Origin of the sequence: Leifsonia sp. NPDC080035 (assembly GCF_040050925.1) — a bacterium.
Taxonomy (GTDB): domain Bacteria; phylum Actinomycetota; class Actinomycetes; order Actinomycetales; family Microbacteriaceae; genus Leifsonia.
This window is the reverse complement of record NZ_CP157390.1, coordinates 1,979,114-2,001,603: the sequence shown is the minus strand read 5'-3', so window position 1 is coordinate 2,001,603 and position 22,490 is coordinate 1,979,114. Positions and strand designations below refer to the sequence as shown.

Below are 22,490 nucleotides of genomic sequence, written 5' to 3'. Positions count from 1 at the left end.
TCGCGGGCACCCCCCTCGCGTGCCCCGTGCACGCGCGACCCGTCGCTCGGTCAGCATAGCGGTGCACAGCCGCGACCAGCCACAGGCGCGGTCCCGCGGTCAGCCCAGGTCGTCCGGGTCCTTCCCGGTGCGCTCGCCGGTCTCCAGCGAGGCGATGGCGGCACAGTCGTCGGCGTCCAGCTCGAAGCCGAACACGTCGAGGTTCTCGCGGATACGCGCGGGCGTCGACGACTTCGGGATGACCACGTTGCCGAGCTGCAGCTGCCAGCGGATGACGACCTGGGCTGGGCTCACGCCGTGCTTGCGCGCGAGGGCGTCCAGGATGGGATCGCCGAGGACGCGACCGCGCGCGAGCGGCGACCACGCCTCCGTGACGATTCCCTGCGCCTCGTCGTATTGACGGATCGCCGTCTGGGGGAGCCACGGGTGCAGCTCCACCTGGTTGACGGCGGGCACCGTCGAGGTCTCCTGCGCCAGGCGCTGGAGGTGGTGGATGTGGAAGTTGGCGACACCGATCGAGCGGGCCCGGCCCTCCTCCCGGATCCGCTCCAGCGCGCGCCACGTCTCGACGTACTTGTCGTGCTTCGGCGCGGGCCAGTGGATGAGGAACAGGTCGACGGAGTCGAAGCCGAGCCGCTCCAGGCTCGCGTCGAACGACCGGAGCGCCGAGTCGTACCCGTTCTCCGTCCACCACACCTTCGTGGTCACGTACACCTCGGAGCGGTCGAGGCCGCTGCGCCTGATCGCCTCGCCGACGCCGCGCTCGTTCTCGTAGAACGCGGCGGTGTCGATGTGGCGGTAGCCGGCGTCCAGGGCGGTGAGCACCGCATCCACCGTCTCGGCGTCGGGGATCTTGTAGACGCCGAAGCCGAGCTGCGGGATGCTCGAGCCGTCGTTGAGAGCCACCTGGGGGATGTTCGCCATGGGTTCATTCTGCCCCGGTCGCGGGGTACGGATGGGGTTCAGACGAAGGGAGACGAGATGACACTCGAGAACAAGACGGTCGCGTTCCTGGTCGGGCCGGAAGGCATCGAGCAGGCCGAGCTGGTGGAGCCGTGGAAGGCGGTGTCCGAGGCCGGAGGGACGCCGCGGCTGGTGTCGAAGGATTCGGGGACGGTGCAGGCGTTCAACCACCTGACGCCCGCGGACGAGTTCCCGGTGGATGTGACGCTCGACGACGCGTCCGCCGATCAGTTCGACGCGCTGGTGCTCCCCGGCGGCGTCGCCAACGGGGATCAGGTGCGCACGTTCCCCGCCGCTGTGTCGTTCGTGAAGGCGATCGCCGACGCGGGCAAGCCGATCGCGGTGATCTGCCACGGCGGCTGGGTGCTGATCGAGGCCGACCTCGTCCGCGACCGCACGCTCACGAGCTGGCCGAGCCTGCAGACCGACTACCGCAACGCCGGCGCCACCTGGCAGGACCAGGAGACGGTGGTCGACGAGGGCGCGTTCACCCTGGTCTCCTCGCGCAAGCCGGACGACCTCCCCGCCTTCAACCGGGAGCTGGTGCGCGCGTTCGAGTGACCCCACGGCCCGCACCTGGCATCCACCTCACCGCTCCGTCAACGTTTCCTGGCAATGGCGCGGTCCGGGGTTGTGCGTCCCGGCCGTCGGCGGGAACGTGGGCCACTCCTGGAGGAACAACGGAAGGAGAGCACATGCTCACCCTCACTGAGAACGCCAGCACGATCGTCAAGACCCTCACGGATCAGGCGCCCGACGACACCGCGGGCCTGCGCATCAGCAGCAGCAACCCGCAGAACACGGCCTTCGCCGCCGCGGTGACGCCGTCCCCCGAGCCCGCCGACGAGGTGGTCGAGTCCGGAGGCGCCCGCCTCTTCCTGGAGGCCGGCGCCGCGGTCGCCCTCGACGACAAGGTGCTCGACGCCCAGGTCGACGACCAGGGCGCTGTGAGCTTCGCGATCGGCGCCCTCGCGTAAGGGCACCGGACGCGAGAAGGCCCCCGGCGGTTTCGCCGGGGGCCTTCGTCGTGTGCGGAGACTGGGATCAGTCGGCGGTCTCGTCCTCGACCACCCCGGCATCGCGGCGCGCCCTCGCCACCACCGGGCCGAGTGCGAACGCCGCCAGCAGCAGCACGATGATCCCGACCGCCAGCGGGACGCTGCCGCCGACCAGCGTCGGCAGGTTCTGCACGATCAGCACGAGGAAGACGATCAGGCCGGCAAGCCCCAGCGCCGGGGCGATCGCCCGCCGCCAGAGCGAGACGCCCGCTCCGCGGTTGCGGGCGAAGAACACCAGGACGGCGACGCTCGTGATGCCAAGCAGCAGCACGATGCCCACCGACGAGAAGCCCGCCAGCCACGTGTAGAACTGGTTGATCGGGTCGAGCCCGCTGACGACGCCGGCGAGGAGCAGGACGCCGACCACGACGCCCGCCGCGACCGAGGCCCGGTGCGGGGAACCGAAGCGGGAGTGCGCGTGGCCGAGCCGCCGCGGCAGCGCCGCCCGGCCAGAGAGCGTGAAGATGTAGCGCGACACGATGTTGTGGAACGACAGGATGCACGCGAACAGGCTGGTCACGAACAGCACCTGGATGATGTGCTCGCCGACGGTGCCGAGGTACCGCTGGGTGACGTCGGAGAGCAGCGTCCCGCTGTTGTCCGCCGCGGTCTTGACCGCCTTCGAGTCACCAACCGCGCTGATCAGCGCCCAGCTGGAGAGCGCGTAGAAGACGCCGATCAGCACGAGCGAGAGGTAGGTGGCGCGCGGGATGGTGCGGTCGGGGTCGCGCGCCTCGTCGCGGAAGACCGCCGTCGCCTCGAAGCCGATGAAGCTGAGGATCGCGAACAGGATGCCGATGCCGGGCGCGCCGGAGACGATGGCGGACGGCGTGACGATTCCGGTCGAGAGCCCCTCCGGGCCGCCGCCGGAGAACACGATCACCGCGTCCAGCACGAGCACGATGACGACCTCGGCGACGAGCAGCACCGCGAGCACCCGGCCGGACAGCTCGATGTTGCGGTAGCCGAGGAACACGACGACGGCGAACGCGACCAGGGCGTACAGCCACCACGGGATGCTCGGGACGCCGTACGACTCCAGCAGCGAGCCGATGCCGGGGCCGATCAGACCGAACACCGCGGCCTCCAGCGTCAGGTACGACAGCAGCGCGGCGAAGCCGGTGCCGAGCCCGGCGCTACGGCCGAGGCTGCGGTCCACGTACGAGTAGAACGCGCCGGCGGACTTCACGTACGGCGTCATGGTCGTGAAGCCCACCGCGAAGAGCAGCAGCACGACGGTGGCGACGATGAAGGTGAACGGGAAGCCGGTGCCGTTGCCGTTCGCGATCCCGAGCGGCACCGGGCCGCCGATCACGCCGAGCGGCGACGCGGCGGCGACCACCATGAACACGATGGAGGCGACTCCGAGGTTGCCGCGCAGGCGCGACCGGGAGGGGGCGGTGGCGACGGCGGGCGCCGCCGTCTGATCGTCGATGGCCATGAGGTTTCCTCGGGGGTCTGGTGGTGCCGGGTTCGGGGTGGGCCGACTGTAGCGGCGGGCGGGCGGCGCTGTCGCGCCGGATTACCGAATGTTGCCGGCGGGCTCGCCGATGCTCACCCGGGCGGCGGGATGCGTGTCGTCCAGCCGCGGCCCGGCTCCGGTGAGCTTCTCGCGCAGGGTGCCTGGCCGGTAGGCCGTCTGGTAGCGGCCGCGACGCTGCAACTCGGGGACGAGCAGGTCGACGACGCCCTCCCACGTCTCGGGGACCGCCGCCGCGGCGAGGTTGAAACCGTCGACGCCGGTCTCGTCCACCCACGCCTCCAGCGCGTCCGCGACCGTCTCCGGCGATCCGGCGATGACCGGGCCGTCGCCGCCGATGCGCGCGTACTCGGCGATCTCGCGCACCGTCCACTCGCGGTCGGGGTCGGCGGCCGAGAACGCACGGACGACAGACTGGATGGCGTTCGACTCCTGGTCGCGGAGCACCGCATCCGGATCCAGCCGCGAGAAGTCGATGCCGGTCCACCCGGACATCAGGGTCAGGGCGCCCTCCGCCGAGGCGACCGCGAGGTACTCCTCGAGCCGGCGCTGCGCCTCCGCATCCGTCTCGGCCACGATGACCGTCTGCTGGTTGATCACGGCGACCCGGCCGGCATCGCGCCCTGCTGCGGCGACCGCCTCGCGCAGCCCGGCCACCTGCCCGGCGAGCACCCGCTTCGACGGCGCGGCGACGAACACGTTCTCGGCGTGAGCGGCCGCGAACGCGACGCCCCGCGGCGACGCTCCCGCCTGGAACAGGAACGGGGTGCGCTGCGGGCTCGGCTCGCTGAGGTGGATGCCCGGCACCCGGAAGAACTCACCGACGTGGTCGATGGGGTGCACGCGCTCGGGGTCCGCGTATATGCCGCTCGCGGCATCCGCGATCACGGCGTCGTCGTCCCAGCTGCGCTCCCACAGCTTGTAGACCACCGCGAGGTACTCCTCGGCGATCTCGTAACGGCGGTCGTGCGCCTCCTGGCCGCTGACCCCGAGGTTCAGGGCGCCGCTGTTCAGGTAGCTGGTGACGATGTTCCAGCCGATCCGCCCACGGGTGAGATGATCCAGCGTCGACATCCGGCGTGCGAACGGATAGGGATGCTCGAACGACACGCTCGCGGTGACGCCGAACCCGAGGTGCTCCGTCACGGCCGCCATCGCGGGGATGACCTGGAGGGGGTCGTTGACGGGCAGCTGCACGCCGCCGCGCACCGCCGCATCCCTGCTCCCGCCGTAGACGTCGTAGACGCCGAGCACGTCGGCGAGGAAGACCGCGTCGATGAGACCGCGCTCGAGGGTCGCGGCGAGTCCCGTCCAATAGCCGAGATCGAGATAGCGGCGGGACTCGTCCCGCGGGTGCCGCCAGAGCCCGGGCGAGAGGTGCCCGACCGAGTTCATGGTGAAGGCGTTGAGGCGGATCTGCTTCGGCATGGTGGGCGTCCGGTCCGTTCCGTCAGATCCAGGAGTGCCGGGCCGGCAGCGTCCCGTTCAGCACGTAGTCGCCGACGATGACCGGCTTCCAGCGGACTGGGTCGTGCAGCGTGTGGACGCGGGCGTTGCGCCAGTACCGGTCCAGCGCCTTCGCGCCGAGCGTCGACCGGGTGCCGCCGAGCTCCAGCAGGCGCGACGACGCCTCCAGCGCGAGCTCGGTCGTCAGCACCTTGGCGCGCGCCACGGCGATGGAGGCTGCGGCGACGTTCCGCTCGTCCGCGGCCGGCTTTGCGGCATCCACCGCCTCGCCCGCCTTCTCGGTGAGCGCCTCGGCGGCCGCCAGGTCGATGTCGAGGCGGCCGACGCGCTCCAGTGTCAGCGGGTCCTTGCTCGCCGAGTCGACGCCGCTGTCGATCCAGGGCCGCGCCGCACGGACGGCGTCGTGCGTCTCCCGGATCGCGCCCCGCGCGATGCCGAGGTCGATGGCGAGCGTGGTCAGCTGGGCGAACGGCCCGGCGATGGTCGGGTTCTCGTACTCGGTGTGCATCGGGAACACCCGGTCGGCGGGGACTCGGAGGCCTTCCAGGAGGACCGTGCCGCTGGAGGTGGCGCGCTGGCCGAACGCCGACCAGTCGTCGACGACGGTGAGGCCGTCGCTGCCGCGCTCGGCGAAGACGAGCTTCTCCAGACCCTCATCGTCCACGGCGAGCACGGGGATCCAGTGCGCGTAGGCCGAGCCGGTCGAGTAGAACTTACGGCCGGTCACGACGACCTCGTCGCCGTCCGCCACCAGCCGGGTCTGGATCTCGGCGACGTTCTTGCCTCCCGCCTCGGAGAACGCGTTCGCGAACCGGGCGCCCGCGAGCACCAGCTCGAAGAAGAAGGACTTCTGCTCCTCGGTGCCGGAGAGCCGGATGTCCTCCACCAGGCAGTAGTGGTTCTGCGGGATCTGCCCGAGCGACGGCTCCACCGCCGAGACGGTGGCGATCACGTCGGCGAGGGTTGCGTGCGACACCTCGGCGCCGCCGAACGCGCGCGGAACGGTGATCGCCCAGAGTCCGGTGCCGCTGAACGCGTCGACCACCTCGTCCGGGATGCGCCGCTCGGCGTCGATCTGCGCGGCGTACGGACGCACCGACTCGGCGAAGTCGCGTGCGACCGCGCGCGCCTCCGCGTCGGAGGCGATGACGCGTGCGCGGGTCGGAGCGGAGGTGACGGCGGTGTCGCTGGCCATGGCGTGATCCTTCGCGGCTCGGGGCGGCCGTCCGTGCACGGCTCACTGCCGGAACGCTACCGGCCTCCGGACGGCAGCCGCGTCCACCCCGAAACGCGCGTTAACAAAGGCCGAGGGGCACGCGACCGCCTCCATCCTCGCGGGATGGGGACGGCGACGTGCCCCTCGGCAGGCGGTCAGGCGGGAGTGGATGCCGGGGCGGACTCCGTGGCTCCGGCGTCCTCCTCCTCGATCGCCGCGCCGCGGAACTGGGTCATGTACAGGTCGTAGTACGCGCCCTTCTTCTCCAGCAGCGTGGCGTGGTCGCCCTGCTCGACGATGCGGCCGTTCTCCATCACCAGGATGGTGTGCGCATCCCGGATGGTGGAGAGGCGGTGCGCGATGACGAACGAGGTGCGGTCGGAGCGCAACGCCGCCATCGCGTGCTGCACGAGCAGCTCGGTGCGGGTGTCCACCGACGAGGTCGCCTCGTCGAGGATGAGCAGCGAAGGATTCGCGATGAACGCGCGCGCGATGGTGAGCAGCTGGCGCTCACCGGCCGAGACGTTGCTGCCGTCCGCCTCGATCATCGTGTCGTAGCCGTCCGGCAGCTGTCGCACGAACCGGTCGACCATGGTCGCCTTCGCCGCCTCGATCACCTCCTCGTCGGTGGCGTCGAGCCGGCCGTAGCGGATGTTCTCGCGGATGGTCCCGGAGAACAGCCACGCGTCCTGCAGCACCATGCCGACCTGGCCGCGCAGCTCGGCGCGGGACAGCTCGGTGGTGTCGATGCCGTCCAGCCGGATGGCGCCGCCGTTCAGCTCGTAGAACCGCATGATCAGGTTCACCAGCGTGGTCTTCCCCGCGCCGGTCGGGCCGACGATCGCCACGGTGTGGCCCGGTTCGACCGACAGCGACAGGTCGCGGATCAGCTCCGTGTCCGGGTCGTACGAGAAGTCGACGTGGTCGAGCTGCACCCGGCCGTCGGCGCGCTCCGGCAGGTGCTGCGTCTCCGACTCGGGGATCTGCTCGTCCGCATCCAGGAACTCGAACGTGCGCTCGGCGGAGGCGACACCCGACTGCAGCATGTTCGCCATGCCGGCGATCTGCCCGATCGGCTGCGAGAACTCCCGCGAGTACTGGATGAACGCGGTCGCGTCGCCGATGGTCAGCTGGCCGGATGCGACGCGCAGGCCGCCGACGACGGCGATCAGCACGTAGGAGAGGTACGACACGAAGTTCATCGCCGGCATGATCATGCCCGACACGAACTGCGCGCCGACCGTCGACTTCCAGAGCGACCCGTTGCGCTTGTCGAACTCGTCCAGCATGACCTCGTCGCGACCGAAGGCGCGCACCAGCTCCAGGCCGGAATACGACTCCTCGATGTGCCCGTTCAGGGCGCCCGTCGAGCTCCACTGCTGCTTGAACAGTTTCTGCGAGCGGGTGCCGATCACACCGGCGATGATGCCGGAGAGCGGGATCGAGATCAGCGCGATGAGCGCGAGCTGCCACGACACGATGAACATCATGATGCCGATGCCGATCACCATCAGGATCGACTGGATCAGTTGCGAGAACGCCTGCTGCAGCGCGGTCTGGATGTTGTCGACGTCGTTGGTGACGCGGGACATCAGGTCACCGCGCTGGCGGGTGTCGAAGTAGCTGAGCGGCAGTCGGTTCAGCTTCGTCTCGACGTCGGCGCGCAGCCGGTAGACGACGCGCATCACCAGCGCGTTCAGGATGTAGCCCTGCCACCACTGCAGCAGCGAGGCGACCGTGTACATGGCCAGCACGATCAGCAGCAGCCTGCCGAGCTGGACGAAGTCGATCCCGTGCCCGGGGACGATGCCGCTCGGGGTGATCGTGCCCACCGCGCCCTCGAAGATGACGTTGGTGGCGTCGCCGAGGATCCGCGGCGCGATGACCGTGAGCGCGACCGACACGACCACGAGGACGGTGACGAACACCATCCCGACCCACTCGCTGCGGAGCAGGCCGAGCAGGCGCTTGAACGACGGCCAGAAGTGCTCCGCCTTCTTGGCCGGCGTGCCGCCGAACATGTCGCCGTCGGACTCGGTGGGCTCGTACTCGTACTCGAGCTCCAGTTCCTCGATGGCGGTGTCGACACCGGCCTCGGTGAGCAGCGGCTCGTCCTTCTTCCCGCGGCCGTTCTTCGGGTTCTTCTGCTGGCGCGCCATCTCAGGCCACCTCCAGGCTCAGCTGGGACTCGACGATCTCGCGGTAGGTCTCGCTCGTCTCCAGCAGCTCGTCATGGGTGCCGCGGCCGACGACCCGGCCGTCGTCGAGGACGACGATCGAGTCCGCCTCGCGGATGGTCGAGACGCGCTGCGCGACGACGATCACCGTCGCGTCCCCCGTCGACTGGGAGAGCGCCCGTCTCAGCCGGGCGTCCGTCGCGACGTCGAGCGCCGAGAAGGAGTCGTCGAACAGGAACACCTTCGGCTCGGCGACGAGCGCGCGGGCGATGCACAGCCGCTGTCGCTGGCCGCCGGACACGTTGGTGCCGCCCTGCGCGATCCGCTCGTCGAGACCGTGCTCCTTTGCGCGGACGAAGTCCTCCGCCTGCGCGATGCGCAGAGCCTGCCACAGCTCGTCGTCCGTCGCGTCCGGCCGCCCGAAGCGGAGATTGGAGGCGACGGTGCCGGAGAACAGGTACGGCTTCTGCGGCACCAGGCCGAGCACGCCGGAGAGCTGCTCGCGGCTGAGTCTGTCGACGTCCACGCCGCCGATGCGCACGTGGCCGGACTGCGGGGTGAACAGGTTGGCGATCACCGAGACGAGCGTCGTCTTGCCGGATCCCGTCGAACCGACGATCGCGGTGACCTTGCCCGGCTCCGCCGTGAACGTCACGTCGCTCAGCACCGGCTTCTCCGCGCCCGGATACCCGAAGGTGACCCCGGACACCTCGACGCGACCGTCCGCAGGAGCGGATGCGCCGGCGGCGCCACCGCCGATCGACGGCTTCGCGCTCAGCACCTCGTCGATGCGCTCGGCGCAGACCATCGCGCGCGGGATCATCATCGCCATGAAGACGCCCATCATGACCGCGACGAGGATCTGCAGCAGGTACTGCAGGAACGCGGTCAGCGCCCCGATCTTGATATCGCCCGCATCCACACGCTGACCGCCGAACCACAGCACGGCGGCGGTGGCGGCGTTCAGGATGAGCATGATGAGCGGGAACATCAGCACGAAGATGTTGCCGACCTTGACCGAGATGCGGGTGAGGGCGGCGTTCGCGTCGTCGTAGCGCGCGGTCTCGAACTTCTCGCGGACGAAGGCGCGGATCACGCGGATGCCGACGATCTGTTCGCGGATCACGCCGTTCACGCCGTCGATGCGCTCCTGCATCACGCGGAACATCGGCAGCAGGAGCCAGACCAGGATGCCGACAACGACGAACAGCACGATCACCGAGACCCAGATGAGCCAGGACAGGCCGGCGTCCACCTGGACGGCGAGGATGATGCCCGCGATGCACATGATCGGCGTCGACACCATGAAGTTGAGCGTCATCAGCACGAGCATCTGCACCTGCTGCACGTCGTTCGTGTTCCTGGTGATGAGCGTCGGCATGCCCCAGCGAGCCAGGTCGAGGGCGGGGAGCGCGTCCACCTTGCGGTAGAAGGAGCGGCGGATGTCGCGCCCGACGGACATCGACGCGCGGGCACCGAAATAGGTGGCGACGATCGCCGCCGCGACCTGCACGAAGCAGACGACCAGCATGAGGCCGCCCGTCGACCAGATGAAGTCGGTGTCCCCCGTCACGACGCCCTTGTCGATGATCTGGGCGTTCAGCGTCGGAAGGTAGAGGGCGGCGATGGTGGCGATCAGCTGCAGGATGACGACGGCCACGACGGCGCCCCAATAGGGACGCACGAAGCGCAGCGCCATTCGAAGAAGAGTCACGATGATTCCTGGGGTTCGCTTTTCACGGATATGTGGGGTGCAGTGTTTCCTTGGCACGGGCGCACCCGGAGCGGACGAACGCTCCGGTCGACCGCGCCGTCGAATGTCCCCTGTTCGCCACGGCGCCGCTCTCAGTACCCCCGAGAGCACCAACCGTAGCGCGTTCGACCGACATTCGGTGCGGTCCATGCGCCCGTATCGACGCTACGGCGCTCTGCGGTCAACTTCTGACCGCATTCACGATTCGTTGCCGTCAGGCCCGCGTGTAGACGAGGTGCAGAACGCCGTTCGCGTAGGCGTCGTACTGGCGCAGGCGGAGCCTCGCCTCGGGCGACCCCTCCGGGAAGAGCCGGGCCCCGGTGCCACGGACCAGCGGGTAGACGAACAGGTGGAGCCTGTCGACGAGACCGTCGGCGAGCAGCGCCCGCACCAGCGATCCGCTTCCGCTCACGTAGACGCCACCGGGGACCTCGTCCGCGAACGCGCGGATCCGGTCGGCGTCGTACCCGCCGAGGGAGCGCGAGTTCGCCCAGGTCGCCTCGGCGGACGCGTCGTCGAGCGTCGAACTCACGACGGCCTTCGTCGTGCCGTTGAAGAACGGGGCGCCGGGATCGTCCTCCGCGGTCCTCGTGGACCAGGCCGGCGCGAACATCTCGAACGTCCGTCGTCCGAGCAGGATGGCGTCGGACGCGCGGGTGATCCGCCCGATGTCCTCGCCCATCTCCGCATCGAAGCCGAAGTCGACCGTCCAGCTCGGGTCCTCGAAGACCCCGTCGAGGGACACGAACTCGTGCACTGCGATGCTGCCCATGGCTGTCAGCATAGGACCCAGCGGGCCACCGGTCGACAGGCGCCGTCGTCCGCCCCTAGGGTGGATCGCATGATAGAGCTGTGCGCATCCGGCCAGCGGACCATCGCGCGGGAGCGTCGCGCCTGACGGCGCGACCCCGCTGACGTCCCGGCGCTCCCGCCGGCAACCTCCGCCGCGCCGTCCCTCCGGTCCCCTCGCGTCCGGTCACGGCTCCTCGTCGCGCGTCGCGCGCGCATCCCGTCCGGGCGCTCCATCGAACGCTGGAGTGCGCCATGCCTCGTCATCCCCTGCCCACCCGTCCCGGCCGCCATGAGCTGGGCCAGAACTTCCTCGTCCACCGGCCGACCATCGCCACCGTCCTCCGGCTCGCCCGGGAGACCTCCGGGCCCATCCTGGAGCTCGGCGCGGGCGACGGCGCCCTGACGGTCCCCCTCGCGTCGCTCGGCCGGGATCTGCTGGCGATCGACGTCGACGGCGCCCGTGTGCGCCGCCTCGCGCGTCGGCTGCCGAGCGCGGCCGTCCGCGAGGTCGACGCCATGCGCGTCCGGCTCGACCGGCCGGTGGTGGTCGGCAACATCCCGTTCCACCTCACGACCCCGCTGCTGCGCCGGCTGCTCTCCGACGGCCGATGGCGCGACGCCATCCTGGTCACGCAGTGGGAGGTCGCCCGCAAGCGCGCGGGCGTCGGCGGCGGCACCATGCTCACCGCCCAGGCCGCCCCCTGGTTCACGTTCGAGCTCGCCGGGCGCGTTCCGGCGGGCGGCTTCCGGCCGGCACCGAGCGTCGACGGCGGGATCCTGCGCGTCCGTCGCCGGGCGCGGCCGCTGCTGCCGCCCGGTCAGCGGGCGGCGTACGACCGGTTCGTGCGCTCGGTGTTCACGGGCCGCGGCGGCGACGCGCTGGCAAGACGCGTCGGCGGCCGCGGGGCGCGACCGCGCGACCTGACCGCCGAGCAGTGGACGCGGCTGTGGGAGGCGGCGCGGTGAGCCCGCTCAGGCGTCCTTGCGCAGCTGCAGCAGCAGCTCCGGGGCCCGCGCGTCCAGGATGCTGCCGCCGACGCGCGCGCCCACCGTGAGGAGCACGCCGCCGAGGACGATCCCGACCGCCAGCCCGATCCATCCCCACAGCGCCTGCCCCGTGACGAGCGAGACGATGAGCAGCACGATCTCCGGTAGGCAGAGCACGGCGATGACGCCCCACGCCGCGAAGGTCGGGCCGAGCAGGGAGATGTTCGAGCCCGGCCGGGAGCGGAACGGGTTGTCGCCCGGCTCCGGGACGGGGAACACGAAGCGCGCCGATGTCACGGCGCAGACGGCCGCGCCGGTGAGCAGCACGCCGAGGGAGAGGCCGAGCAGTCCGGGGAAGATGGCCCAGTCGCCGGAGAACACGGCGGAGAGGACGGAGATGATCACCACCGCCGGCACCGCGAACGTGAGCATCGCGGCCGCGCGCCCCCAGCGGTCCGCCCGCCCCGGCACCGCCTTCGCGACGTGCAGCGCGAACGCCGTCGAGTCGTACGAGACGTCGGCGATCATCCCGATGCCGAGCGAGAACGCAACGATCGGGGCGGCGAGGAAGAAGATGCCGCCGGAGTGGTTCAGGCTCGAGTAGAACCAGAACAGCACCGGCATGAGCGGGATGATCAGCAGCTGCCGCAGGTAGCGCGGGTCGCGGAACCAGTAGGTGAGGCAGCGCGCGGCGATCGCGCCCGCCTGCGTGCCCGGGAGGATGCCGAACAGGCCCAGCTTTCCCTGCGCGCGGGTGCGCGAACTCGACCGCACCGGCGTCACCAGCGACCGCGCGAGGCCCCAGCGCCAGACCAGCCAGAGCACCGCGAACGTGGCCACCGCGACGAGAAGGCGTGCGAGCGCCCCCAGCGGATCGCCCATCGCGACCGACGACGGCACGGCCCAGACCGCGCCGAGCGGAGACCACGACAGGCCGTCCGCCACCGAGGGCAGGGCGTCGGCCGAGGTGCGGATCCCGCGGGTCACGCCGATGATGATCGGCCCGGCGAGGATCAGGGGGATGAGCACGAGCAGCCCGCTCGCCTCGCGGAACCGGCGCCCGCTGGCGAGGCCGCTCGCGACCGAGGTCACGGCGCGGGAGATGACGACGCACGTCGCCGCGCCGAGCGCGCCCGTCAGCAGGGCGATGACGGCGACACCGGGGAGGCGCAGCCAGGAGAGCGAGGTCGCGAGCGCGGCCAGGGTAGTCGCGGCGCCGGCGATGCCGACGATGCCGCTCAGCAGCATCCCGGTCATCAGCGGCCGCAGCGGGATCGGGTACACGGCGAGGCGTGCGGGATCGAGCGTCTGCTCGACCCCGGACAACAGCAGCGGGAAGATCGCCCAGCCGAGCACCGCCGCCGATCCGGCGATGACGACGATCGTGCGGGTGAGCTCGATCGGCGCGAAGTTCAGGACGACCAGCCCGCCGAGCACCACGACGAGGGCGACGACCCCGTACAGACCGCCGATGATGACGGCGACGAGCTGGGAGGTGCTGCGGCGGAACGAGTTGCGCAGGACGAGCAGGCGCAGCCTTACGAGTGTCGCAACCACTCCGGCCCCTCCCCCACGCGGCGGCCGCCGACCAGCTCGACGAACCGGTCCTCGAGCGTCGATCCTGCGCGCACCTCATCCGTGGTCCCGGCCGCGACGACGCGGCCGGCGGTGATGACGGCGACGTGGTCGCACATCCGCTCCACCAGATCCATCACGTGCGAGGAGACGATCACCGTGCCGCCGCCCTGCACATAGCCGTGCAGGATGTCCCGGATGTTCGCCGCCGAGACCGGGTCGACCGACTCGAACGGCTCGTCGAGCACGAGGACGCGCGGGGCGTGCACCATGGCCGCGGCGAGCGCCACCTTCTTCGTCATGCCGGCCGAGTAGTCCACGACGAGCGTGCCGCCGGCGGACTCCAGGTCGAGCAGGCGCAGCAGGTCGTGGGTGCGCTCGATGGCGGTGGGGCGGTCCATCCCGCTCAGGAGTCCCGCGTACTCGACGAGCTGCTCGCCGGTGAGCCGGTCGAACAGCCTGACGCCGTCGGAGAGCACGCCGACCAGCGCCTTCGCGGCCAGCGGGTCCTTCCACATGTCGACACCGTGGATGAGGACCTGGCCGGCGTCCGGTCGCAGCAGCCCGGTGGCCATGCTGAGCGTGGTCGTCTTCCCCGCGCCGTTCGGGCCGACCAGACCGTAGAAGCTGCCGGACGGGACGTCGAGGTCGATCCCGTCGACGGCCGCCTTCTCGCCGAAGTGCTTGTGCAGTCCGCGGATGCTGACCGCGACTGCGTCATCCTGCGACATCGAACCCCCTTGGTGCCTGTGTGTGTCGGCGTTCCGTCCGTGCGGCCCAGCCTATCGGCAGGCCTCCCGGGTCACTGTTTCGCACGCCACGCCGTCGGGGGCTGTTCGTCTCGACCCGAATCGGGTAGGACGGTTGGCATGGAGACCGTCCTCGCCGTTCTCGAACGGGGCGACGTGGCTTTCGAGATCGAGTTCGAGCGAACCACGGAGCCGCCGTTCGAACTGCGCGTGCCCTCCGACATCGGCGGGGCGGCGGTCATCGACGTCTTCGACCTCGCCGATTCGAGCGAGTGGCCGTTCCTGCTGCGCTACACGTTCTCCGAGTGCGTCCCGGTCGTCATCGGCTCGCCCGACGACTTCTGATCCGTCAGGGGCGGTCGCGTCATCGCGCACATTTGCGCCAAATGCGCGCTGGCGCCGCGGCAGAACGCTCATTTGCGCCAAATGTACGGCGTTAGGCATGATTCCCGGCAGCGCTTCCGGAGTTCTTCACCTTCCCGCACGGCGTGTCGCGTGAAGAGCTCCGGAACGGATGGTCGGCGGCGTGGGCGCGCGCGCTCAGAACAGGTACATCTGGCCGAGCACGATCACGAGGATCAGGAACACCACGACGATCGCACCGATCACCACGAGGGTGCGCGCGGACATCCTGGCGATGCCGAAGCCGACGATGAAGGGCAGCGCCAGGCAGCCGAGGGCGACGATCCACCAGAACGCCTGGAAGCCGCCCTGCGAGGCCGACTCCAGGCGGCCGCCGAAGAGCCGCTGCGTCGCCGGATGCGTGGCGAAGGCGATGCTCGCGGACAGCGGGTACGCGATCAGCACCGCGGTGATCAGGCCGGCGAAGGCTCCCCACAATCCCCGGTGAGCGCCGAGGTGCAGCGTCTCCTCGCGGTGCGGTCCCTGCTTGCTCTTCGTGCTCATGGCGCAGAGCATAGCCAGCGGCGGGCGCGGCGGGAGCCCCCGACTCGAACGGGGGGCAAAAAGGGTTGACGGAACGGTCTATCTCGCGCGTACCCTGGAAGGGTCCCGGCGCGGCCGCACGCAGCCAGGGGGCGTCTCAGCCCGCGCCGGCGTCTTACCCGATGCCCGTGTGGGAGTGGGCGCACCACTCCCATACGGTCGCGTGCGCACTCGGCTCGCGGTGCCGATATATCCTGGGTCGCATCGGAGTAGAAACGTCCTCCCCCTCGGAGCACGCGCACACACGGATCGGGTGATCCGCCACTTCTGTCGAAGAAGGAGTGCGCGATGAACGACAACCTGTCCCTGGGACGCCGCATGAGGGCGGTCCTGTTCCGCCGGTTCGGCGGGCCGGAGGTCCTGGAACTCGCCGAGCTGCCGGAGCCGCACGCTGGCCCCGGCGAAGTCCGCATCCGGGTGCGCGCCGCCGGCGTCAACGCCAGCGATTGGAAGAAGCGCCGGGGACTGATGGACCAGAGGCTCCCGCAGACGCTCGGCTACGAGGCGGCCGGGATCGTCGACGAGGTCGGCGAGGGTGTCGCGGGCGTCGCGGCCGGCGACGCCGTGTTCGGCGCCTCGCCGTACGGCGCCGCGCAGGCCGAACTGGCCGTGCTCTCGGACTGGGCAGCGCTCCCGGACGGCCTCGGTTTCGCCGAGGCCGCGGCCGTGCCCGCCGCCGCGGAGACCGCGGCGCGCTCACTGGACGTGCTCGGGGTCGGCACCGGCGACATCCTGCTGGTCAACGGCGCCTCCGGGAGCGTCGGCAGCGCCGCCGTGCAGCTCGCCGTGCACCGCGGTGCGCGCGTCATCGGCACCGGGAGTCCCGCGACGCACGACGCGTTGCGCGCCCTCGGCGCCGAACCGGTCGCCTATGGCGACGGGATGACCGACCGCGTGCGCGCCATGGCACCGGCCGGCGTCGACCGGGCGCTGGATGTGGCGGGCAGCGGCGTGCTCCCGGAGCTCGTCGCCCTGGCCGGCGGCGCGGAGAACGTCGTCACCGTGGCCGACTATGCGGGCGCCCGACGCCACGGCGTCCGGTTCAGCAGCGGGGATGCGGGCCGCGCGACGTACGCGCTCTCGCAGGTCGCCGAGCGTGCAGCCGCCGGGGAGTTCTCGATCGCGGTCGGCCGCACGTTCCCCCTGGAGGAGGTCGCCGAGGCGCACCGCGTCGGCGAGAGCGGCACGGTCCGCGGCAAGCTCGTGCTCGTGGTGGGCTGACGTGCTCGTGGTGGGCTGACCGCTCGGCACGCGATGACCGATAACCGCCAGCGAGGCCGCAGGGGCTCACGCAGCCTGGAGTCATGCACGCGATCGTTCCTCTCAAGGTCCACTACTACGGCACGCCCGTCGTCCTCGTCTCATCGACCAATCCGGACGGCACGACCAACCTCGCACCCATGTCGTCCGCGTGGTGGCTCGGCGACAGCGCAATGCTCGGGCTCGGCACCTCCTCGCGGACGACGCAGAACATCCTCCGCACCGGGTCCTGTGTCCTGAACCTCGCGCCGTCGCACCTGGTCGACCACGTCGACCGCCTGGCGCTGCTGACCGGCGAACCGGTCCTCACACCGCACAAGCGTGAGACCGGATACCGCTACGAGCCGCGGAAGTTCGAGGCGGCGGGGCTCTCCCGGCAGCCGTCCGACCTCATCAGCGCCGACCGCGTCGCCGAGTGCCCGATCCAGCTCGAGTGCGAGCTCGTCACGAGCCACGACTTCGGGACGGCGCGGGCGCTCCACGTGCGGGTGCTGCGCTCGCATGTGGACGAGTCGTTGATCCTGCCCGGAACGTCGTACGTCGATCCACTCGCGTGGGACCCGCTGATCATGAAGTTCTGCGACTTCTTCGGCGACGGCCGGCCGCTTGCGCCGTCCCGCCTCGCCGAGGGCTGGGCCATGCCCGGCAGGCTCACGACGGCGCCTTGACATGCGAAAAGCCCCGGCCGTAGCCGGGGCTTTCACACTGTCTCAACCAGTGTGCGCCACGAGGGATTCGAACCCCCAACCTTCTGATCCGTAGTCAGATGCTCTATCCGTTGAGCTAGTGGCGCGAGACCCGATGCGTTCCCGCGCGGGCCGGATTAGAGCTTACATGACCACATCCCAGACCGCCAATCAGCGGCGGGCGCAGGGCGCACCGTCACGCGAAGATCTCGTCGAGGAAGCAGACCAGCGCCCGCCAGCTGCGCGCGTCGGCGAGCGGACGGTACCGGTCGCCCCCGGGGATCGTGAAGGCGTGCGGCGCGCCAGAGTACGTCGTGATCTGCCAGTCCACGTGCGGAGCCGTCCGGAGCTCGTTCTCGAAGGCGACCACCGCCTCGTCCGGAACGACGGGATCGTCCCCGCCGGTGAGGATGAGCAGGGAGGCGGCGATCGCCGCCGCGTCGGACGGCTCGTGGGCGATCAGGCCGCCGTGGAACGAGACCACGCCCCGGGCGGGCGCTCCGGTCCGGGCGAACTCGAGAGCTGCGGTGCCGCCGAAGCAGTAGCCGAGCACCGCGAGCCGCGCCGGGTCGACGGCGGGATGCTGCTGCAGCCAACTGAAACCGGCGGCGACGCGCGAGCGGAGGAGCGGCAGGTCCCGGTAGTACTTTCCCGCCTCGGCGGAGGCGGCGTCGCCGGTCGGGCGCACATCCGCGCCATACAGGTCGGCGGCGAAGGCCACATAGCCGCGGCGGGCCAGCATCTGGGCGCGCATTCGCACGTTGTCGTCGACGCCATGCCAGTCGTGCAGGATCAGCACGCCGGGGCGGCGCTCGTCGGCCTGGACGTCGCGCGCGAGGTAACCCTCCAGCCGGAGCCCCTCGTGCTCGTAGCCGATGCTCTCGGCGTCGATCACGGAGTGCTCCCCGATGGGCACCCGCTCGAGCAGGGCGCGGTGGGCGGGGGAAAGCTCGAGCGACGGGCTGACGATCGTCACGGATACGGCTCCAGGGCGTGCTCTGCGTCACCGGGGCGGTCGCCGCCGGCGGCCTGGCCTGCTGTGGCGGGTCGCGGAGTGCGCGCGGGATCCCGGGGGTGCGGGTCGGGTTCCCACTTCCGTCACCATACCTCGGGTTCCCCAACGGCGCGACGGACGTACCATGGGCGCATGGCCACCGAGTTCAGCAACGAGACGGACGCGAACCGCTACGCGATGCGGATCGACGGCGAGCTGGTCGGCATCCTCGACTACCGCATCCTCGGCGGCGCGATCTCGCTGACGCGGGCGTTCACCGTGCCGACCCATCGCGGCAAGGGATACGCGGCCCAGCTGGTCGAGCACGCGGTCGACGACATCGAGCGCACCGGCGAGCTGCGCATCGTCCCGATGTGCTGGTACGTCGCCGACTGGTTCGAGGCGCACCCGGAGCGGTCCGGCCTGCTGCAGCGGCACGCCGGCTGATGGCGGCGGCGGGAGGAGCGGCCGGAGAGGACGCGCGGCGCTCCGTGCGCGTCGTGCGCTTCGGCGACCCGAGCGGCGTCGTCCTCGCGCGCGAGCGGGTGAGGGCCCCGCGCGGTAACGACGTCGTCGTGGCGGTGACCCACGCGTCGCTCGGCGCGACCGACGTTCTCGCCCGCCGCGGCGGGTACGTCTTCCAGCCCGTCCCCGGCTTCGTCACCGGGTACGACTTCGTCGGCGTGCTCGAGTCGGAGTCGGCGGTCTCCGTCGCGCTGGGCCTGCGCGCGGGGATGCGGGTGGCGGGCGTCCTGCCGAGGATGGGCTCCCACACGACGCTGCTCGTCGTCTCCCCCACGCTGCTCGTGGCCGTTCCGGACGGTCTCGATCCCGCGAGCGCGGCCGTCGCCCCGCTGGATGCGGTGACCGCCGCCCTTGCGCTCCAGCTCGCCGGACCGGCGCCCCGGATCCTGATCCAGGGCGTGTCCGGCCCGGTCGGCTCGATCGCGGCTCAGCTCGCCGAGCGCGCTGGCAGGACCGTCGTCGGCACCGCGTCGTCGCCCGTGGACGGCGTCGCGACGATCGACTATCGCGACCCGGACTGGCCGGCCCGGGCCGTCGAGGCCGCGGGCGGCCCGTTCGGCGCGGCCATCGACCACACCGGCTCGCCCCGCGTCGCCGAGACGCTGTCCCCCGACGGCACGCTGGTGCACACGGCGTTCGCGGGGCGGCGCGGTCACGAGCGCGGCGATTCGCTGCGCGGGTCGGCTCGGGCGGCGGTCGCCCGTCATCCCCGCGAGCGGGTGTGCAGCGTCCCGTTCTTCGTTCTCCGCCACCGGCCCGCGTACCGGCGGATGCTCTCCGGCCTCCTCGCCGACGTGGCGGAGGGGCGGCTGCGGTCGGCCCGCCCGCAGACCTTCGCGCTCGACGAGGTGTGGGATGCGCACCGCGCCGCCGAGGGGGCGGAGCCGGGGCGCAAGGTCGTTCTCGAGCTCCGGGCGGGCTAGGAGGCCGCGCGGAGCTCCACGGCCCAGGCGCCGTGGCCGGCCGGGAGGACCCGCAGCCCTTCGTAGTCGTGGCGGCGGACGAGGCCATCGGTCGTGGCGGACGAGTGGCCACCGATCACCACGACCCGAGCGCCGGACGCACGCGCGGCCGCGAGTCCCGCCTCCGCGTCCTCGAAGGCCGCGCACTGCTCGATCGGCACACCCAGCCGGGATGCGGCGAGCAGGTAGCACTCGGGATCCGGCTTGCCGTGCTCCACGTCCTCCGCCGCGACCAGGACGGCCGGCTCGCGGACCCCTGCTGCGCGCAGCCGCGTCGCCGCGAGCTCCCGGGGCGCGCTGGTGACCACGGCGACCGGCGCTCCGGCCTGGATCAGAGCATCCAGCAGCGCGGCGGCTCCCGGCACCTCCACGATCCCGTCGGTGCGGGTCAGCTCCTCGGCGACGAGCGCGCGCACGAGTGCGGCGCGCTCCCCCGAGTCGGTCGCCGGCAGGAAATGGGTCACGGTGTCGATGGCCTGACGTCCGTGCGCGTAGTCGAGGATGACCGCGGGATCGAGTTCGTGGCGTTCGCCGAACTCGCTCCAGACGGCCTCCACGACGTGCGTCGAGTCGACCAGGGTGCCATCCATGTCGAAAAGGAAGCCGGACGCGGTGAGCTGCATCCCCCCAGCGTAGATGGCGGCGGTCAGCGTCCGGCTGAGCGTGCGTCCTGCACGGCGCGGAGATCGGCGAGGGCTCGCTCGCTCTCGCGGGTGACGCGGCCGCCGCGGGCCGCGATCGCGGAGGGCAGCCAGTCGCTGAGGACGAAACGGCGGCGGACCGGGACCGGCCGGCCGCCGTCGGTGCGGGCCGGGCGGGCCACCCAGCTGTGTTCTATTCCTTGTGCCCAGGTGTTGTTTGCCATGACAGTCACGTTACGGAGGAAAAGATTCGGCCACGAGATGGCCCAGGGTCTTTCTTCGCAAAGATACGGCCAGTACACTGGGTGGCATGTTGAAGTCCGTCGCCGTCCCCGTGATCGACGACTTCGCCATGTTCGAATTCGGCGTCGTCTGCGAGGTGTTCGGGCTCGACCGCAGCTACGCGGGGCTCGAGCCGTTCGACTTCCGGGTGTGCTCGCCGCGTCCCGGCGAGCCGATCTCCAACCCGACGGGGGCCCAGCTCATCGCGCCGTTCGGGCTGGACGCGATGGACGACGCCGACCTGATCGCGGTCCCCGCCGCGACCATCCGCGACGACTACCCCGAGGAGTTCCTCGACGGGCTCCGGCGGGCGCACGAGCGCGGCGCCATCCTGCTGAGCGTGTGCTCCGGCGCCTTCGCGCTCGGCGCCGCCGGCCTCCTCGACGGCCGCGAGTGCACGACGCACTGGCGCCACGCCGACGCTCTGCAGGAGCGGTACCCGCTCGCGCGCGTGAACCCCGACGTCCTCTTCATCGACGACGGCACGATCATCACCAGCGCCGGCACCTCGGCCGGCATCGACGCCTGCCTGCACCTGGTGCGCAGGGAGCTCGGCAGTGCCGTCGCCAACACCATCGCGCGCAACATGGTCGTCCCGCCGCAGCGCGACGGCGGCCAGCGCCAGTACATCGAGAAGCCGATCTCCGACTGCGAGGACGACACCTTCAGCGAGCTGCTCGACTTCCTCTCCGACCGGCTGGACGAGAACCACACGGTCGGCGGGCTCGCCGCCCGGACGCACATGTCGACCCGCAGCTTCTCGCGCCGCTTCGTCGCCGAGACGGGTGTGCCGCCGATGCAGTGGCTCACCACGCAGCGCGTGCTGCACGCGCGGCTGCTGCTGGAGACGACGGAGCTGCCGATCGAGGAGGTCGCCCGGCGCTGCGGGTTCGCGAGCGCAACGCTGCTGCGCCACCACTTCGACGCGGAGGTCGGCGTGCCGCCGACCCGTTACCGCGCGGCGTTCGCCCAGCGCTGACCCGCACCACCGCGACACACGCCGATCGGAAGGACGAGTATGGCCACGCAGGTCCAGTACACACGACTCGGAGGACCGGAGGTGCTCGAGGTCGTCGAGGTGCCGGACCCGCAGCCGCCGGCGGGCGGCGTGGTCGTCGCCGTGCGCGCGGCGGGCGTGAACCCCATCGACGGCAAGCTGCGCAGCGGCGTGCGGCCGAGCCCGCCGATCACAGAACCGCGCGTGCCTGGCAGCGACGCGGCCGGGGTCGTCGTCGCGGTCGGCGAGGGCGTCGACGACTGGCGGGAGGGCGACGAAGTGGTCGTTCGGAACGCCCGCGGGGCCTACACGACGCACCTCGTCGCGGGCGCCTCCCAGCTCGTCCGCAAACCCGCGGGGGTCACGTGGGAGCAGGCCGCCGCGATCGGCGTGCCGGTCGGCACCGCCTACCAGGCTCTGATCTCGCTCGGCGTCGTCGATGGCACCACGCTCCTGATCCACGGCGGCTCCGGCAGCGTCGGCAGGGCGGCCATCCAGCTGGCGCGTCGGCTCGGCGCCACGGTGGTGGCGACCGCGTCGCCCGCCAACCACGAGCGCCTGCGCGCGCTCGGCGCCCATCCCGTCGCGTACGGCCCGGGACTCGTCGACCGGCTCCGCGAGGCGGCGCCGAGGGGCTACGACCTCATCCTCGACGCCGTAGGCACGGACGAGGCCCTGAACGCGTCGTTCGAGCTCGTCGACGACCGCAGCCGGATCGGCACGATCGTCGCAGGCCCTCGCGCCGCCGAGCTCGGCATCCGGGCATGGGGAGGCGGCAACCCGATCCCGATGACGCCCACCGAGAACGCCCTGCGCGACGACGCGTACGCGATCGCTCTCGACCTGATCGCCGCCGGTGAGTTCGAGGTGGACATCGCGCGCACTTTCCCCCTGCGCGAAGCGGCGGAGGCGGCGCGACTGGTCGAGAGCGGGCATCCCGGCGGGAAGGTGCTGCTCCTCCCCTGAGCGGGCCTTGTGCAT

Annotated in this window: 22 protein-coding genes, 1 tRNA gene and 1 pseudogene; 10 read left to right on the top strand and 14 right to left on the bottom strand. The window is 71.2% G+C overall.

The annotated features are described in order from the left end of the window. Positions 1-99 precede the first annotated feature (99 nt). The gene (locus AAME72_RS09830; RefSeq protein ID WP_348790059.1) at positions 100-924 is read right to left on the bottom strand and encodes an aldo/keto reductase; all 825 of its coding nucleotides are present in this window, start codon (positions 922-924) and stop codon (positions 100-102) included. A gap of 57 nt (positions 925-981) precedes the next feature. Between AAME72_RS09830 and AAME72_RS09825 the strand changes: the two genes are divergently transcribed. Both AAME72_RS09825 and AAME72_RS09820 read left to right on the top strand, forming a co-directional pair. Beyond that, positions 982-1,524, top strand: a complete 543-nt coding sequence (locus AAME72_RS09825; RefSeq protein ID WP_348790058.1) for a type 1 glutamine amidotransferase domain-containing protein — start codon at positions 982-984, stop codon at positions 1,522-1,524. Positions 1,525-1,658: 134 nt separating this feature from the next. Next, a complete protein-coding gene (locus AAME72_RS09820; RefSeq protein WP_348790057.1) occupies positions 1,659-1,940 on the top strand; it encodes a Fe-S cluster assembly protein HesB in 282 nt (93 codons plus the stop codon). Between the two features lie 67 nt (positions 1,941-2,007). Here AAME72_RS09820 and AAME72_RS09815 read toward each other — a convergent pair whose 3' ends face one another. From AAME72_RS09815 to AAME72_RS09790, 6 genes are all read right to left on the bottom strand, one after another. Next, positions 2,008-3,462, bottom strand: a complete 1,455-nt coding sequence (locus tag AAME72_RS09815) for an APC family permease (RefSeq protein ID WP_348790056.1) — start codon at positions 3,460-3,462, stop codon at positions 2,008-2,010. Positions 3,463-3,543: 81 nt separating this feature from the next. Further along, positions 3,544-4,929 carry an LLM class flavin-dependent oxidoreductase gene (locus AAME72_RS09810; protein WP_348790055.1) on the bottom strand — a complete coding sequence of 462 codons (1,386 nt, stop codon included), beginning with the start codon at positions 4,927-4,929 and terminating at the stop codon, positions 3,544-3,546. A 22-nt stretch (positions 4,930-4,951) separates the two neighbouring features. Further along, positions 4,952-6,163 carry an SfnB family sulfur acquisition oxidoreductase gene (locus AAME72_RS09805; RefSeq protein WP_348790054.1) on the bottom strand — a complete coding sequence of 404 codons (1,212 nt, stop codon included), beginning with the start codon at positions 6,161-6,163 and terminating at the stop codon, positions 4,952-4,954. A 176-nt stretch (positions 6,164-6,339) separates the two neighbouring features. Next, positions 6,340-8,205, bottom strand: a complete 1,866-nt coding sequence (locus tag AAME72_RS09800; protein WP_348790112.1) for an ABC transporter ATP-binding protein — start codon at positions 8,203-8,205, stop codon at positions 6,340-6,342. A 139-nt stretch (positions 8,206-8,344) separates the two neighbouring features. Further along, entirely contained in the window at positions 8,345-10,075 is a 1,731-nt protein-coding gene (locus AAME72_RS09795) for an ABC transporter ATP-binding protein (protein ID WP_348790053.1), read from the bottom strand. A gap of 253 nt (positions 10,076-10,328) precedes the next feature. Continuing rightward, positions 10,329-10,886, bottom strand: a complete 558-nt coding sequence (locus AAME72_RS09790) for a dihydrofolate reductase family protein (protein ID WP_348790052.1) — start codon at positions 10,884-10,886, stop codon at positions 10,329-10,331. Between the two features lie 272 nt (positions 10,887-11,158). Between AAME72_RS09790 and AAME72_RS09785 the strand changes: the two are divergent. Next, positions 11,159-11,961, top strand: a pseudogene (locus AAME72_RS09785) (rRNA adenine N-6-methyltransferase family protein). Here the strand turns inward: AAME72_RS09785 and AAME72_RS09780 are convergent. Next, on the bottom strand, positions 11,879-13,450 hold the full coding sequence (locus AAME72_RS09780) for a transporter (protein WP_348790051.1): 1,572 nt from the start codon (positions 13,448-13,450) through the stop codon (positions 11,879-11,881). The pseudogene AAME72_RS09785 and the gene AAME72_RS09780 sit on opposite strands and share 83 nt — an antisense overlap. After that, on the bottom strand, positions 13,432-14,199 hold the full coding sequence (locus AAME72_RS09775) for an ABC transporter ATP-binding protein (protein ID WP_348790050.1): 768 nt from the start codon (positions 14,197-14,199) through the stop codon (positions 13,432-13,434). Before AAME72_RS09775 ends, AAME72_RS09780 begins: the two co-directional genes overlap by 19 nt. Positions 14,200-14,337: 138 nt before the next feature. Between AAME72_RS09775 and AAME72_RS09770 the strand changes: the two genes are divergently transcribed. Continuing rightward, the gene (locus AAME72_RS09770) at positions 14,338-14,562 is read left to right on the top strand and encodes a hypothetical protein (protein ID WP_314149504.1); all 225 of its coding nucleotides are present in this window, start codon (positions 14,338-14,340) and stop codon (positions 14,560-14,562) included. A 195-nt stretch (positions 14,563-14,757) separates the two neighbouring features. On the opposite strand, the gene AAME72_RS09765 is transcribed toward AAME72_RS09770, so the two are convergent. After that, entirely contained in the window at positions 14,758-15,123 is a 366-nt protein-coding gene (locus AAME72_RS09765) for a hypothetical protein (protein WP_348790049.1), read from the bottom strand. A gap of 357 nt (positions 15,124-15,480) precedes the next feature. On the opposite strand from AAME72_RS09765, the gene AAME72_RS09760 reads away from it, so the two are divergent. Then, on the top strand, positions 15,481-16,383 hold the full coding sequence (locus AAME72_RS09760) for an NADP-dependent oxidoreductase (RefSeq protein WP_348790111.1): 903 nt from the start codon (positions 15,481-15,483) through the stop codon (positions 16,381-16,383). Between the two features lie 83 nt (positions 16,384-16,466). Continuing rightward, positions 16,467-17,090, top strand: a complete 624-nt coding sequence (locus AAME72_RS09755) for a flavin reductase family protein (protein WP_348790048.1) — start codon at positions 16,467-16,469, stop codon at positions 17,088-17,090. Positions 17,091-17,142: 52 nt separating this feature from the next. Here the strand turns inward: AAME72_RS09755 and AAME72_RS09750 are convergent. Next, positions 17,143-17,215 (bottom strand) — tRNA-Arg (locus tag AAME72_RS09750). Between the two features lie 89 nt (positions 17,216-17,304). Then, positions 17,305-18,084, bottom strand: a complete 780-nt coding sequence (locus AAME72_RS09745; RefSeq protein WP_348790047.1) for a dienelactone hydrolase family protein — start codon at positions 18,082-18,084, stop codon at positions 17,305-17,307. Between the two features lie 171 nt (positions 18,085-18,255). Between AAME72_RS09745 and AAME72_RS09740 the strand changes: the two genes are divergently transcribed. Further along, positions 18,256-18,549, top strand: a complete 294-nt coding sequence (locus tag AAME72_RS09740; RefSeq protein ID WP_348790046.1) for a GNAT family N-acetyltransferase — start codon at positions 18,256-18,258, stop codon at positions 18,547-18,549. Next, positions 18,549-19,550: a zinc-binding dehydrogenase gene (locus AAME72_RS09735; protein ID WP_348790045.1), complete on the top strand. Its 1,002-nt coding sequence runs from the start codon at positions 18,549-18,551 to the stop codon at positions 19,548-19,550. The genes AAME72_RS09740 and AAME72_RS09735 overlap by 1 nt, the downstream gene beginning before the upstream one ends. On the opposite strand, the gene AAME72_RS09730 is transcribed toward AAME72_RS09735, so the two are convergent. Together AAME72_RS09730 and AAME72_RS09725 are read right to left on the bottom strand one after the other, a co-directional pair. Continuing rightward, the gene (locus tag AAME72_RS09730) at positions 19,547-20,212 is read right to left on the bottom strand and encodes an HAD-IA family hydrolase (RefSeq protein ID WP_348790044.1); all 666 of its coding nucleotides are present in this window, start codon (positions 20,210-20,212) and stop codon (positions 19,547-19,549) included. The genes AAME72_RS09735 and AAME72_RS09730 overlap by 4 nt on opposite strands. Before the next feature lie 23 nt (positions 20,213-20,235). Beyond that, on the bottom strand, positions 20,236-20,454 hold the full coding sequence (locus AAME72_RS09725; protein WP_348790043.1) for a hypothetical protein: 219 nt from the start codon (positions 20,452-20,454) through the stop codon (positions 20,236-20,238). 86 nt (positions 20,455-20,540) lie between these two features. Here AAME72_RS09725 and AAME72_RS09720 point away from each other — a divergent pair, with 86 nt between their 5' ends. Together AAME72_RS09720 and AAME72_RS09715 are read left to right on the top strand one after the other, a co-directional pair. Then, a complete protein-coding gene (locus tag AAME72_RS09720; RefSeq protein WP_348790042.1) occupies positions 20,541-21,491 on the top strand; it encodes a helix-turn-helix domain-containing protein in 951 nt (316 codons plus the stop codon). 39 nt (positions 21,492-21,530) lie between these two features. Further along, a complete protein-coding gene (locus tag AAME72_RS09715; protein WP_348790041.1) occupies positions 21,531-22,475 on the top strand; it encodes an NADP-dependent oxidoreductase in 945 nt (314 codons plus the stop codon). Positions 22,476-22,490 lie beyond the last annotated feature (15 nt).

What these genes read in the sequence shown, in the direction of transcription:
- AAME72_RS09805 (WP_348790054.1), bottom strand. Translation starts at nt 6,163, where the DNA reads ATGGCCAGCGACACCGCCGTCACCTCCGCTCCGACCCGCGCACGCGTC.
- AAME72_RS09810 (WP_348790055.1), bottom strand. Translation starts at nt 4,929, where the DNA reads ATGCCGAAGCAGATCCGCCTCAACGCCTTCACCATGAACTCGGTCGGG.
- AAME72_RS09715 (WP_348790041.1), top strand. Translation starts at nt 21,531, where the DNA reads ATGGCCACGCAGGTCCAGTACACACGACTCGGAGGACCGGAGGTGCTC.
- AAME72_RS09765 (WP_348790049.1), bottom strand. Translation starts at nt 15,123, where the DNA reads ATGAGCACGAAGAGCAAGCAGGGACCGCACCGCGAGGAGACGCTGCAC.
- AAME72_RS09755 (WP_348790048.1), top strand. Translation starts at nt 16,467, where the DNA reads ATGCACGCGATCGTTCCTCTCAAGGTCCACTACTACGGCACGCCCGTC.
- AAME72_RS09740 (WP_348790046.1), top strand. Translation starts at nt 18,256, where the DNA reads ATGGCCACCGAGTTCAGCAACGAGACGGACGCGAACCGCTACGCGATG.
- AAME72_RS09735 (WP_348790045.1), top strand. Translation starts at nt 18,549, where the DNA reads ATGGCGGCGGCGGGAGGAGCGGCCGGAGAGGACGCGCGGCGCTCCGTG.
- AAME72_RS09820 (WP_348790057.1), top strand. Translation starts at nt 1,659, where the DNA reads ATGCTCACCCTCACTGAGAACGCCAGCACGATCGTCAAGACCCTCACG.
- AAME72_RS09825 (WP_348790058.1), top strand. Translation starts at nt 982, where the DNA reads ATGACACTCGAGAACAAGACGGTCGCGTTCCTGGTCGGGCCGGAAGGC.
- AAME72_RS09830 (WP_348790059.1), bottom strand. Translation starts at nt 924, where the DNA reads ATGGCGAACATCCCCCAGGTGGCTCTCAACGACGGCTCGAGCATCCCG.
- AAME72_RS09770 (WP_314149504.1), top strand. Translation starts at nt 14,338, where the DNA reads ATGGAGACCGTCCTCGCCGTTCTCGAACGGGGCGACGTGGCTTTCGAG.
- AAME72_RS09730 (WP_348790044.1), bottom strand. Translation starts at nt 20,212, where the DNA reads ATGCAGCTCACCGCGTCCGGCTTCCTTTTCGACATGGATGGCACCCTG.
- AAME72_RS09790 (WP_348790052.1), bottom strand. Translation starts at nt 10,886, where the DNA reads ATGGGCAGCATCGCAGTGCACGAGTTCGTGTCCCTCGACGGGGTCTTC.
- AAME72_RS09800 (WP_348790112.1), bottom strand. Translation starts at nt 8,205, where the DNA reads ATGTTCGGCGGCACGCCGGCCAAGAAGGCGGAGCACTTCTGGCCGTCG.
- AAME72_RS09720 (WP_348790042.1), top strand. Translation starts at nt 20,541, where the DNA reads ATGTTGAAGTCCGTCGCCGTCCCCGTGATCGACGACTTCGCCATGTTC.
- AAME72_RS09775 (WP_348790050.1), bottom strand. Translation starts at nt 14,199, where the DNA reads ATGTCGCAGGATGACGCAGTCGCGGTCAGCATCCGCGGACTGCACAAG.
- AAME72_RS09725 (WP_348790043.1), bottom strand. Translation starts at nt 20,454, where the DNA reads ATGGCAAACAACACCTGGGCACAAGGAATAGAACACAGCTGGGTGGCC.
- AAME72_RS09760 (WP_348790111.1), top strand. Translation starts at nt 15,481, where the DNA reads ATGAGGGCGGTCCTGTTCCGCCGGTTCGGCGGGCCGGAGGTCCTGGAA.
- AAME72_RS09815 (WP_348790056.1), bottom strand. Translation starts at nt 3,462, where the DNA reads ATGGCCATCGACGATCAGACGGCGGCGCCCGCCGTCGCCACCGCCCCC.